General features: G+C 53.4%; 15 protein-coding genes and 1 tRNA gene. 5 read left to right on the forward strand and 11 right to left on the reverse strand.

The genetic code is table 11. From position 1 onward, the window contains the following. On the reverse strand, positions 1-1,157 hold a 1,157-nt coding region (locus tag QVO51_RS01510; protein WP_288167726.1), incomplete at its 3' end, for a penicillin-binding transpeptidase domain-containing protein. 35 nt (positions 1,158-1,192) lie between these two features. Beyond that, positions 1,193-1,636, reverse strand: coding sequence for a D-aminoacyl-tRNA deacylase (gene dtd / locus QVO51_RS01515; RefSeq protein WP_022356941.1), 444 nt, complete (start codon positions 1,634-1,636; stop codon positions 1,193-1,195). 158 nt (positions 1,637-1,794) lie between these two features. On the opposite strand from dtd, the gene QVO51_RS01520 reads away from it, so the two are divergent. Both QVO51_RS01520 and QVO51_RS01525 read left to right on the forward strand, forming a co-directional pair. Then, positions 1,795-2,208: a GNAT family N-acetyltransferase gene (locus QVO51_RS01520; RefSeq protein ID WP_022356942.1), complete on the forward strand. Its 414-nt coding sequence runs from the start codon at positions 1,795-1,797 to the stop codon at positions 2,206-2,208. 53 nt (positions 2,209-2,261) lie between these two features. Next, positions 2,262-3,320, forward strand: a complete 1,059-nt coding sequence (locus QVO51_RS01525) for an ATP synthase alpha/beta family nucleotide-binding protein (protein WP_022356943.1) — start codon at positions 2,262-2,264, stop codon at positions 3,318-3,320. Positions 3,321-3,404: 84 nt separating this feature from the next. Here the strand turns inward: QVO51_RS01525 and QVO51_RS01530 are convergent. Together QVO51_RS01530 and QVO51_RS01535 are read right to left on the reverse strand one after the other, a co-directional pair. Beyond that, positions 3,405-3,481 (reverse strand) — tRNA-Arg (locus tag QVO51_RS01530). 104 nt (positions 3,482-3,585) lie between these two features. After that, positions 3,586-3,834 (reverse strand): AbrB/MazE/SpoVT family DNA-binding domain-containing protein, encoded by a 249-nt coding sequence (locus QVO51_RS01535; protein ID WP_015558172.1) that lies wholly within the window; start codon positions 3,832-3,834, stop codon positions 3,586-3,588. A 146-nt stretch (positions 3,835-3,980) separates the two neighbouring features. Here QVO51_RS01535 and QVO51_RS01540 point away from each other — a divergent pair, with 146 nt between their 5' ends. Both QVO51_RS01540 and QVO51_RS01545 read left to right on the forward strand, forming a co-directional pair. After that, complete coding sequence (locus tag QVO51_RS01540) at positions 3,981-4,589, forward strand: hypothetical protein (protein ID WP_022356944.1); 609 nt, start codon at positions 3,981-3,983, stop codon at positions 4,587-4,589. Continuing rightward, positions 4,580-5,095 carry a spore maturation protein gene (locus QVO51_RS01545; protein WP_022356945.1) on the forward strand — a complete coding sequence of 172 codons (516 nt, stop codon included), beginning with the start codon at positions 4,580-4,582 and terminating at the stop codon, positions 5,093-5,095. Before QVO51_RS01540 ends, QVO51_RS01545 begins: the two co-directional genes overlap by 10 nt. A gap of 38 nt (positions 5,096-5,133) precedes the next feature. Here QVO51_RS01545 and QVO51_RS01550 read toward each other — a convergent pair whose 3' ends face one another. Both QVO51_RS01550 and QVO51_RS01555 read right to left on the reverse strand, forming a co-directional pair. After that, on the reverse strand, positions 5,134-6,447 hold the full coding sequence (locus QVO51_RS01550; protein ID WP_022356946.1) for a hemolysin family protein: 1,314 nt from the start codon (positions 6,445-6,447) through the stop codon (positions 5,134-5,136). A gap of 16 nt (positions 6,448-6,463) precedes the next feature. Then, on the reverse strand, positions 6,464-6,742 hold the full coding sequence (locus QVO51_RS01555) for a TM1266 family iron-only hydrogenase system putative regulator (protein WP_015558168.1): 279 nt from the start codon (positions 6,740-6,742) through the stop codon (positions 6,464-6,466). Between the two features lie 223 nt (positions 6,743-6,965). On the opposite strand from QVO51_RS01555, the gene QVO51_RS01560 reads away from it, so the two are divergent. Beyond that, positions 6,966-8,393, forward strand: a complete 1,428-nt coding sequence (locus QVO51_RS01560) for an alanine/glycine:cation symporter family protein (RefSeq protein ID WP_022356947.1) — start codon at positions 6,966-6,968, stop codon at positions 8,391-8,393. Positions 8,394-8,462: 69 nt separating this feature from the next. Here the strand turns inward: QVO51_RS01560 and QVO51_RS01565 are convergent, their stop codons facing one another. From QVO51_RS01565 to QVO51_RS01585, 5 genes are all read right to left on the reverse strand, one after another. Next, the gene (locus QVO51_RS01565; protein ID WP_022356948.1) at positions 8,463-9,212 is read right to left on the reverse strand and encodes a YoaP domain-containing protein; all 750 of its coding nucleotides are present in this window, start codon (positions 9,210-9,212) and stop codon (positions 8,463-8,465) included. A gap of 137 nt (positions 9,213-9,349) precedes the next feature. Beyond that, complete coding sequence (locus QVO51_RS01570; protein ID WP_022356949.1) at positions 9,350-10,777, reverse strand: 4Fe-4S dicluster domain-containing protein; 1,428 nt, start codon at positions 10,775-10,777, stop codon at positions 9,350-9,352. Between the two features lie 40 nt (positions 10,778-10,817). Further along, on the reverse strand, positions 10,818-11,057 hold the full coding sequence (locus tag QVO51_RS01575; RefSeq protein ID WP_022356950.1) for a (2Fe-2S) ferredoxin domain-containing protein: 240 nt from the start codon (positions 11,055-11,057) through the stop codon (positions 10,818-10,820). A 10-nt stretch (positions 11,058-11,067) separates the two neighbouring features. Beyond that, positions 11,068-11,397: a hypothetical protein gene (locus QVO51_RS01580; RefSeq protein ID WP_022356951.1), complete on the reverse strand. Its 330-nt coding sequence runs from the start codon at positions 11,395-11,397 to the stop codon at positions 11,068-11,070. Between the two features lie 19 nt (positions 11,398-11,416). Further along, positions 11,417-11,931, reverse strand: a 515-nt coding sequence (locus QVO51_RS01585; RefSeq protein WP_288167736.1) for an FAD-binding protein, incomplete at its 5' end; no start/stop codon positions are given.

Below are 11,931 nucleotides of genomic sequence, written 5' to 3' on the forward strand. Positions count from 1 at the left end.
TTCCCCTGACCGAAGGAGAAATTCGCCAGCTCCGCCGGAACGGAAAGCTGACGAGCAGTCTGTACCTGTCCCGGAGCAGATACCAGGGAGGAGCAGAGGATGGTCTCCCTGCCGAAGCCCAGGGCGGATACTGTTTCCAGCATCTGCTGCACCGACAGCTGCTGCACCAGGGAAATAAAATAGGTGTTACAGGAATTGGCGGTGGCATCGATCATATTCTGAATGCCGTGGCCGCTATGCCGATGACAGCGGAACATCTGACCATAGATCTGGGTCATGCCGGTACACTGATAGCTGTAGCCCGGAGAAATACCATTCTGGATCGCAGAAGCAGCAATGGCGAGCTTGAAAATAGAGCCAACGCTGTATGCGTTCAGCGCACGGTTTACAAAAGGGGAACCTTCTGACCGAAGGGCTTCCCCTAACGCTGCCGGGTCAAAATCCGGTCTGCCTACCATGGCGAGGATATCCCCGCTGTGTACATCCATTACCACCACAGCGCCCCGCTCCATCTGCTGCGCCGCATCCTCGCATATCTGCTGAATATCCCTGTCCAGGGTGGTCACCACCCCGGTTTTCACCGGCTCTGCCGGCGTCACCTTCGCAGGACTCCCTGCAAGCAGCTCACCTTGTCCGTTCACCTGATACACCACCTGGTTGGTGGCGGTATCCTGCCGCAGCAACTGCTGGTATGCAGACTCCAGTCCGCATACCCCCTCCCCTTCCAGGGCATATCCCATCAGATGCTGGGCAAGACGGCTTTCCCCGTACCGCACCGGCACAGAAAATACAAGCACATCCTCACCGGATATCTCCTCCGAATCCACCGGACACACAAAGGGCTTCCCCGCCCGGAGCTGTTCCGCCAGGTCATACCCCTCCGGCACATGCCCCTTCAGAGCGGCAGCAGTCTGATCCGTGGGGATCACTGCCGCCAGGTATTCCGTATCCCGGTTGGTCAGCGGCTCCAGATTCCGGTCGTAAATATTCCCATAGGTACTGCCCACCCGGAGGGTATACGTACCCTGCCGTCCGGCGGCTGTCTGCACCTTTGGATCCTGCTGCACCAGTGCCAGACGGATATACAGCCCTGCATACAACAGCAGCAGTATCACACCCACCCAAAGCATCCGGCGGCGGATCTTTTCCAAATCCATACCATCACCTCAATGTGAGTATGGACCTATGGGGCTTAATTATTCGAATCCAGCACAATGGTGAATGGACCGTCATTGCAAAGGGATACCTTCATATCCGCCCCGAATACACCGGATTCCACCTTTTCCACCCGGCTGCGGCAGTACGCCAGAAAGGCTTCATACAGCTGCTCTGCCAGTTCCGGTTTGGCTGCCTGGAGAAAATTCGGCCGGTTGCCCTTCCGGCAGTCCGCATATAAAGTAAACTGGGAGATCACCAGTAATTCTCCCTGCACCTGATCCAGGGAGCGGTTGATCTTTCCGTTTTCGTCCTCAAAAATTCGCAGCTGGAGCATCTTATCCGCCACCTTCCGCATATGACTTTCGTCATCCTCTGCACCGACCCCCAGCAGCACCAGATAGCCTTTCCCGATGGCGCCACGCACGGTTCCATCCACACTCACGCTTGCATGCTGTACACGTTGAATCACTGCGCGCATGTTAATTGCCCTCACTTTCTTGCATCATACTTTGGGTGATATTGCCTTTGCTTATTGTAGCACAAACCGGCAAAAGATGCAACTGCGGGCATAAGACATGCAGAAACGGGATATACTAAGACAGAAGCAGGCAGCAGCCACAAAGAAAGGAGAACGGAATGGAGTACACGTTTGAGAAAATGCCGGCAGCAGAACAGATCCAGCAGCTTTTTGTCGCTGTCAACTGGGAATCCGCCCAGTATCCCCAGGCGCTGGTGCATGGGATTGCCAACGCCCAGTCCTTGCTGACAGTATGGGATGACACACAGCTGGCAGGACTGATGACTGCCATATCCGACGGCAGCATGAACGTATTCTTCCCCTATCTGCTGATCGATCCCAAGTATCAGGGGGCAGGCATCGGCAGGGAAATGGTGTGCCGGATGCTGGGCAAATACGCCCACATCTACCGGAAGATCCTGGTGTGTGATGGGAACAAAGCCGGATTCTACGAAAAGTGCGGAATGGAATGCCGCACCGATCAGCGCCCTATGCTCCGGATCGATCCACCGGTTTTTCCGACTGTTCAGTGACAAAATAACCGGTTCTGCATAAGATGAAACATATCCGATGGGAGGTTTACATTATGCAGCAGTCTTATTTTCTCGGCGGAGTCACCGCCGGCGGATTCCGCACCAGATTTTCCGAACAGATCCAGCAGCCCGGCTTCTACACCTACATACTCAAGGGTGGACCGGGAACCGGAAAATCCACGCTGATGAAGCGTGTGGCAGCAGCCTTTGACGGGGAGCCGATTTCCCTGTATCACTGCTCCTCGGACGAAAGCTCTCTGGATGCAGTGGTGCTGGAGGATCGGGGCGTGGTGATCGTGGACGGCACAGCGCCCCATGTGTTTGAGGCAAAGTATCCTCTGGTGTCCCAGGAGCTTGTAAATCTGGGAGCATGCCTGGACAAGAAAAAAATGCAGGATGCAGGAGAGGAAGTCCGACAGGCAGCGGATGAAAACGCACAGTGGCATCAGCGTGCCCGGCAGTATGTGCAGGCAGTCACCGCCCTGCATCAGGATCTGACAGCGCTGGGGAATCACGCCCTTTTGCATCAGAAGCTGGCAGGGTTCGGAGAACGACTTGCCAAGCGGACGCTACCAAAAGCTAGGGATACCGCCAACAGCATTTCCTACCGACAGCTTTCCGCCCTCACCGCCTCCGGTTATGTGACCCAGTCCCTGCCCCCGGACTATCAGATCACGGAGCTGCTGGATCCCCTGTATACAGCCAGTGATACCTTGCTGCGACAGCTGGCGGCTCAGGCATGCAAACGTGGGCTGCATGTAATCGCTTCGGAAAACATTCTCTTTCCAGAGCCTATGCTGGAGGCTGTGCTTTTGCCGGAGCTGAAGCTGGCATTCTCTGCCCGAACGCCCATCCGGCAGGAGGAGACACCCAACGCAGTCCACATGCACATGACCCGGTTCTACCACAAAGAACTGCTTGCCCAGCGAAAGCAGCGGATCACCTTCGACCGGAAGGCTGCTCTTGCCCTGGCAGAGGAAGCTTCCAGCGCCATTGCCAATGCCCTTACAGTGCACGACCGACTGGAATCCCATTATATTGATGCTCTGGATTTTGACCAGGTCAGCCGGATTACAGAGGATCTGATTGCGCAGATCCGGGCACGGAGCTGATACAAAAAAAACAGACCGGAGTGTCCATCCTCCGGTCTGCATAAAAAAATACGGCAGCAAAATCTGCTGCCGTATCTGATGGTCTGGTGCGCTGTGAGGGACTCGAACCCCCGACCTACTGGTTCGTAGCCAGTCACTCTATCCAGCTGAGCTAACAACGCATGTGATCATCCGAGATTCGGATGATCTCAACCAACGCTTAATATTATATCATGTCTGATCTTAAATGTCAAGCTTTTTTGAAAACTTTTTCAGTTTCAAAAAATTAGTCGTCGATGGTGTCAGCCAGCTTCTCCCGGCACTCTTCGCAAACGTACTTGCCCATGAACATTTCATCGGTACGCTCGCTGCAGAATACACAGCTGGTCTCATACTTCTGCAGAATAATGCGGCTGCCCTCTACATAGATTTCAAGGGGATCCCGCTCTGCAATGCCCAGTGTGTTTCTCAGTTCCTTGGGGATAACTACACGGCCGAGCTCGTCAACTTTTCTTACAATACCTGTGCTTTTCATAGTTTTTCACCATTCCGCAGATCAATGTTTTTCGGATCTGCGCCTTTCCCATATTTAACTACTTCATTATACATTACGTTTTTCCGTTTGTCAAGTATTTGGGGACTAAAATTTGAGAAAAATAGATGATTCCAGGAGGAATACTTATGATGAACCGTTTTTTTTCCCTGCTAGCTGTTGCAGCCATCCTTTGCGGCATCTGTACGGGCAAGACGGATGCCCTCACGAATGTGGTTCTGGAGGAAGGCGCCGGTGCCATTGAGCTATGCATCTACCTCACCGGCGGCATGTGTGTCTGGGGCGGATTGCTCCGGATCGCCCAGCGCAGCGGTCTGACGGATCGGCTTGCAGCCTGCTTTGCAAAGCCCGCATGCTGGCTGTTTCCGAGGCTGGATCCAAAGGGAACAGCCCTGCCCGCCATTACCATGAATTTTGCCGCCAACCTTCTGGGGCTGGGAAACGCAGCCACTCCCTTCGGTCTGACGGCAGTGGCTGCGCTGAAAAAGGAGTCCGGCTGCGGCAGCATTGCCTCGGACAACATCGTCCTTTTCACCGTGCTGAACACCGCTTCCCTGACCCTGTTTCCTACCACAGTGGCTGCTCTGCGGGCAAAACACGGCTCCGCCGCTCCCCTTTCCATCCTGCCCTGGGTATGGCTCACCAGTGCCGTGACGCTGGTTGTACTCATTGTCATTACCCGTACTCTCTCTGCCATCCGGGCATGCAGCCGCAGAAAGGAACGCAAATGCTGCTGACATCCTATTTTGTACCGGTGATCTTTGGGGCGGTGCTGCTGTATGGTACATACAAAAAAGTCCCGGTGTTTGACGCATTCCTGGAAGGGGCGAAAGAAAATCTGAAGCTGGGCGTTGATCTGCTGCCCACTCTCATTGCCCTGCTGACAGTGGTATCTCTGGTGAAGGCTTCCGGACTGACAGACCTGCTCACTTCCCTATGTGCCCCCTTCCTGTCCGCCGTTGGCTTTCCCGCCGAGTGCATCCCGCTGGCACTGATCCGCCCCATTTCCGGTAGCGGCTCCCTTGCGGTATACGAAAGTCTGCTGGATAGCTACGGCCCGGACAGCACAGTCGGAACCATTGCCAGCGTGTTGCAGGGCTCCTCCGAAACCACCTTTTACACCATTGCCCTGTATTACGGCACCTGCGGCATCCGCAACGGCAGACACACCCTGCTGTGCGCCCTGTGCGGAGACTGCACTGCCTTTCTGTGCAGTTGCCTATGCATCCGCTTGTTCGGATAAAAGCGGCACTGCACAAGCATGCAATGCCGCAATATCCACTATTTTTTCAGCATCAGCTCTGCCTCCTGGATCTGATGCTCTCCGATCCGCTGGATCTTCACATTGAACAAAGGAAATTCCACCGGAATATCGCAAGTACCATCCTCCGGTATCCGGCTCAGGGCACCAAACACGAAACCGCTGAAGGTGTCGAACTCCTCCCCGGGAATCTGAACCCCCAGTGCCCTTTCCAGCTTGTGCATCTCCACATTGCCCCGGATCTTCCAGCAGTCACCCTCTCCCCGGATGATCCTGGGCATTTCTGCGTCTGTTTCTTCCCCCTCTGCCGGAAATTCTCCGATCAGCTGCTCGATCAAATCCTTCATGGTAATCACACCGGACATGCCCCCGTATTCGTCCACAACCACCGCCATGGCATGACCGCCGGCTCTCATGTTCCGGAACAGCACATCCGCCTTGATGCGCTCCGGCACAAAATAGGCTGGCTTCACTGCATGCTTCAAAATATTCTCCCGGCTTTTTTCCTCCAGCCGGTAATAATCCGACACCCGGAGCACCCCGGTGATATCATCCTTTGAGCCATCGCACACCGGGTACAGCCCGTGCCGGGTCTGACGAATGAATTCTGCCCACTGCTCCGGCGTATCCTTCAGCCACAGAGTATCCACCTCCGTCCGGTGTGTAGCGATCTCTCCGGCAGTCAGATCGTCAAATTCAAACACGTTGTGGATCAGCTCCTGCTCCGCTGCATCAATGGCACCGCTCTGACTGCCTGCGTCCACCATCATGCGAATCTCCTCCTCGCTGATCTCCTCATCCGCCGCTTCCGGATCAATGCCGATCAGCCGCAGCACGCCGTTGGTAGAAGCGGTCAGCAGCCATACTATGGGAGAAAAGATTACGGAAATGCCGCCGATCAGACCGGAAATCCCCAGTGCCAGCTTCTCCGACTTCCGCATGGCGATCCGCTTGGGCACAAGTTCTCCGAAAATCAAGGTAAAATAGGACAGGATCAAGGTAATGAGCACCACTGCAATGGTGTCCAGGGTCTTTTCGGAAACAGGCACTCCCAAAGAAAGCAGCCAGCTTACCAGTCCGTCTGAAAAGTTATCTGCCGCAAACGCACTGCCCAGGAATCCGGACAACGTGATGGCTACCTGAATGGTGGCAAGGAACTTCGCCGGCTGCCGGGTCAGTTTCATAAGCCGGGTTGCCTTCTTGTTTCCCTGCTCGGAAAGCTTGGCAAGCTTGGTTTCGCTGACGGACAGCACAGCAATCTCCGCACTGGCAAAAACGGCGTTCAGTCCAATCAAAAGCGCCTGTAACAGTAACATCCATACGACTTCGCTCACAAACAATACCTCTTTCTCATGTGTTCTGTGTCTTCTGCTCGCCGGAGAAGATCACGTTGGAGTATGCGGTTTTGGTGCTGACCCCGTGCAGCCTGCCGATCTTCCCGGACAAGGCACTGATGCAGTCCTGGGGCGCATCCACTGCAATACTGATTACGTTGATGTGCTTTTGCCGGTAGGGAATGCCCATTCTGCCGATGATGTAAGCACTGTACTCGTGGAGAATGCCGTTGAGAGCATCCACCGCCCCCGGATCCTCCACAATGATCCCGATCAAAGCCACTCTTGTATCCATATGTACCTCCTTTGGCTGATGATACCGCCATTATTATAGCATACTTGCAACAGGTTTGCAATCAAAACGTATGTTTTTGCTCCGTATATCTTGACAGAACGTTCAGTGCATGGTATAATTTTTTGTTAGATTTCGTCGAATATTCTGTTATCCTGTACAAAAACCCGGATCCTTTTGCAGGCTTACAAATATTTGCACATCATTGTGTTAAAGGAGCTGAAACATGGACTCATTCAACCAAATCGTCAAACTGGTGGATGACTATGTATGGGGCGCTCCCCTGATCGTACTCATTCTGGCATGCGGACTGCTGCTTACATGCCGAACCCGTTTTTTGCAGGTTAGAAAGCTTGGTACGGCACTCAAGTACATGTGGAAAGCGGAGGAAACCGGACACGGCGAGGTATCCAGCTTTGCCGCATTGTGTACCGCCCTTTCCGCCACCGTGGGCACCGGAAACATCGTTGGTGTCGCCACCGCCATTGCCGCAGGCGGACCCGGAGCACTGCTGTGGATGGAGGTTGCCGCATTCTTTGGCATGGCCACCAAGTATGCTGAGGGACTGCTTGCCATCAAGTACCGTGTCACCGACAGCCGGGGCAACATTCTGGGCGGTCCCTTCTACTACATTGAAAACGGTATGGGCAACCGCTGGAAGTGGCTGGCAAAGCTGTTTGCCATATTCGGTCTGCTTGCCGGGCTTATGGGCATCGGCACCATCACCCAGATCAACGGCATTACCTCTGCGGCAAACAACTTCTTTGACCCGGATCAGGTGCATACCTTCCAGATCTTCGGTCAGACCTATACCTGGACTACCATGATCACCGGACTGCTGATTACTCTGTGCGTGGCACTGATCGTCATCGGCGGCATCAAGCGCATTGCCGCTGCATCCGAGCTGATCGTCCCCTTTATGATCGTCGCATATGTGGTCAGTTGTCTGATCATCATCTTCACCCATTTGACTGAAATCCCCGCCGCTCTTGTCACCATTGTGAAAAACGCCTTTGGTCTGCGGCCCATTGCAGGCGGCGCAGCAGGCATCTCTATTGTGCTGCTTTCCATGCGCAACGGTATCGCACGGGGCATTTTCTCTAACGAAGCCGGGCTTGGCTCCGCACCCATTGCAGCAGCCGCAGCAAAAACAAAGGAACCGGTTCGTCAGGGACTTGTTACCATGACGGGGACCTTCATTGATACCATCCTCGTCTGCACCATGACCGGTCTGTCCATCGTCATGGCAGGCAGCTACGCAAAGGATCTGAAGGGCGTTACCATTACCACTGATGCCTTCCGGTATGGGCTGCCCTTCCCGGAAAAGGTATCCGCATTCATTCTGATGGCATGCCTGGCAGTATTCGCCTTCACCACCATTCTGGGCTGGAACTACTACTCTGAGCGCTGCCTGGCGTATTTGACCGGTTCCAATAAGACAGCTGCCAAGCTGTTCCGTTTGCTCTATGTGGCTGCTGTATTCATCGGTCCCTATCTGACCGTAGAAGTTGTCTGGAACCTGGCAGACATCTTCAACGGACTGATGGCAATCCCAAATGTGACTGCGCTGATTTATCTGTCCGGAGTAGTATCCTCAGAAACAAAGGATTACTTGAAACGCTTAAAGGCAGGTAAAGTGCCAGAAGACGCATAAGTGCACACTCCGAAAATACAAAGCGGTGTATCCAAAAGATACACCGCTTTTTGTGTCCATCCCCTATAATTACCGATCCAGCATCTTTTCCAGCATCACCGGATTCAGCTGATTGACTGTTTGCAGCTTTCCATGATAGAACACGGCAAAATTGTTGAACACGCCGGGCAGATTTTTCGCCTTTACAAGGGTATCTACCAACACGAAGGTTGCAGGAATCCGGTGAGCCGTACAGTAAGCCTTGAGTTTTTCCACCCGTTCCAGGATAAAGGGACACTGCATGTCATAATAGATCACCAGCTGCTGCTCCGGGATCTCTGGCTGATGCACCTGGGGCGCAAATCGAGGCTTTGAACCATCAAAGGACATGGCAAGCAATTGATACCCGTTTTCTGTCTGATCCACCGTCTGAAATCCAAACTGCTTTGCAAAGCTCTGATCCAACAGCCACGCCTTCTGCTTGTCTGCTCCCAGTATGCAAATTCCGGACTTTGCCTTGGATTGGGCATCGAAAATGCAGTATCCCATCAGATCATGCCCATAGCCGTGATGCTTCAGCGCTCCATCCACCCACAGACAGTAAATGTATAAGAAATTTTCACCCAGAATCGGCACCCAGGCACGCTCCAGGGGCGCATACTCAATGAATGCGCAGCCCTTGGCATCCAGCTTCCGGAACATATGTCCCTCCGACAGTCTGGCAGCCAGCCAGCGCCGTTTCGCCTCCACACCGGGATGCTGTGCTTTTTGCCGGATGATGCAGCACAGATGCTCCTGCATCAGGTTCCCGGATGATAGATTGATATACTCCCCACCCAATCATTTAACCCCCCTTGATTATTTAAGTATACTTGCATTATACGCCAGATCCGGACAATTGTCAAGAAAAAAGCGCACAGAATATCCTGTGCGCTTTTTGAGGTGCACTGCACAAAAACTGCCCAGTGCTGCCGTGATTATTTCAGCATGGAAATAGCGTCCCGAATGGTTTTTTCCATGGCTTCCTTGCCGTATTTGTCAACCTCTGTCCGGTTCTTTTCTCCGTGGGTCAGACAGCCTGCACCGCCGATGCAGCCTCCCACGCACGCCATACCCTCAATAAAGTTGGCATCCAGTCGGTTGACCTTTTTCTTCAGCAGAGCCTGGCGACATTCTTCAATGCCATCACAGGCACAGGCCTTCAACTCAAAATCGGTAATACCATTTTCCTTCAAGCCCTCTGCCACCGCATCTGACAAGCCGCCGCACCGGGCAAAGATCCGGCCAAAGTAAGAGGCATTGTCCAGAACATCCTCCTGTAGCTGGGTAATGTCGATATCACGGCTGTCGAACAACGCCTGCAGTTCCTCAAAGGTCATTGCCTCATCCACATAGGGACGGACGGATTCCTTGCGCACTTCCGCCTTTTTTGCAGTACAGGGACCGATGAACACCACCTTGCAGGGAGCATCCTCATGCTCCTTGAGGTACTTGGAGATTGCCGCCATAGGCGATAAATTGTGGGAGACATAGGGTTGAAGGTCGGGGAAGGATTTCTCAATATAGTCCACAAACGCCGGACAGCAGGAACTGGTCAAAAATCCCTTTTCTGCAAGCTCCTTGCATTCTGCGTCTGCCACCATATCTGCGCCCAGCGCAGCCTCCACCACCGTGTGGAAACCCAGCTCCTTGAGCCCGGATACCACCTGACCCAGCTTTGCATAGGTGAACTGGCTGGAAATGGAGGGAGCAACCACTGCGAACACCTTGTAATTCTTGTTGTGATCGCTCTTTTTGATCATATCAATCACATTGAGAATGTAGGATCTGTCCGTAATGGCGCCAAAGGGACACTGATACACACAGGCACCGCAGGAAATACACTTATCATTGTCAATGGCTGCCGCCTTGTTCTCGTTCATATGCAGCGCCTTGATCTTACATGCATTTTCACAAGGACGTCTCCGGCAGTTGATGGCAGTATAGGGACATACCTTGGCACAGGCACCGCAATTTTTGCACTTGGACTTGTCAATATGCGCAACGTGCTGATAATCAAAGGTGATGGCGCCGAACCGGCATACATCCTCGCATCTGTGAGCCAGGCATCCCCGGCAGGCATTGGTGACCTCATATCCACCCATAGGGCATTCATCGCAGGCAATCTCAATGACCTGGATCACGTTGGGATTTTCCTCATCGCCCCCCATTGCCAGCGTGACACGCTCCCCCAGAATTGCCCGCTCCTTGTATACACAGCAGCGCATGGTAGGCGTATTGCCCGGCACGATGATCTTCGGAATATCCAGCAGATTGTCCAGCAGAGTATCGTTCCATGCCTGCCGGGCAACCTCCCGAAGCACCTTGTACTTTAGATGCTGCACCTTGGTATCAAATTTTCGCATACTTATCCTCCCTTAGAAATGACCGTCCCAGACTGCTTCTTCAGGCCTTGTGCAGAATGTGCTCCTGAAAAAATGCAGCAACGGTGTCCGGCGTGACAGAGTAAAACTGATCGTCCAGTGTTACGCACACGCCCTGCTGGCACTTGCCCATGCAAAAGGTTCCTGTCAGCTCCACACGATCCCCCAGCTGATGCTCCGCAACCAGCTTCTGCAGCTGCTCCACCACCTGGTGAGATCCCTTAATGTGACAGGAGGAACCAATACAAACGGTTACTTTCATGCTTCTCCCCTTACGCCTTCTGGGCAGCAGCCCGGTCAGCAGCCTCGTCCAGCTTCTTGTTGCGGAAATACAGCCCAACGTCAATAGAGATTTCAATGAAGTTAAGCACATAGAAGAAGAAACTCAGGAAGAACAGGAAGCCTTCGCTGCCGGCATCCAGCTGAATAAACTTTCTTGCAATACCGCAGGCATAACCGATCAGCAGGAATACCTCGAAAAACAGGCTCTTGCCCTTTGCGGTACGGGAAACGATGGACTTACGGATGGAGATCGGCCAGGACAGACCAAAGCAGAAGATTGTCAGCGCCTCAAGCAGATCGGAAATCATAGCTGTATTCATAAAATATTACGACCTTTTCTTATTTTTGATACCGGTAATCCGGCAGGAGCTTCGGAGAAACAGCATCTGTGCTGATGCCGGCTGCTTCACGCTCAGCATCAAACCTTGCAATGTGATCCAGCGTCAGCTTGCCAACCTTTGTATCCTTTGCAGCAGCGGCAGCATTCTGACCGGCGCTGCGTCCGAATACGATAATGTCCAGCAGGGAATTACCCATCAGACGGTTTTTGCCGTGGATACCGCCCACAGCCTCACCGGCTACAAACAGATTCTCCACGTTGGTGGTCATGCCGTTCACGTTGATGTCCAGACCGCCGTTCTGGTAGTGCAGGGTGGGATAAACCAGGATCGGCTCCTTCCGGATGTCAATGCCATAGCTTGCAAACATACGCATCATGGCAGGGATCCGCTTTTCGATGGTACCCTCTCCCCCGATCTTCTCAATCATGGGTGTATCCAGCCAGACTGCCAGACCACTGCCAGTGTCAACACCCTCTGCATGGTCAGAACACTCCCTAATAATGGAAGCGGCAG

Origin of the sequence: Ruminococcus sp. CAG:379 (assembly GCF_000434255.1) — a bacterium.
GTDB classification, from domain to species: domain Bacteria; phylum Bacillota; class Clostridia; order Oscillospirales; family Ruminococcaceae; genus Ruminococcus_F; species Ruminococcus_F champanellensis.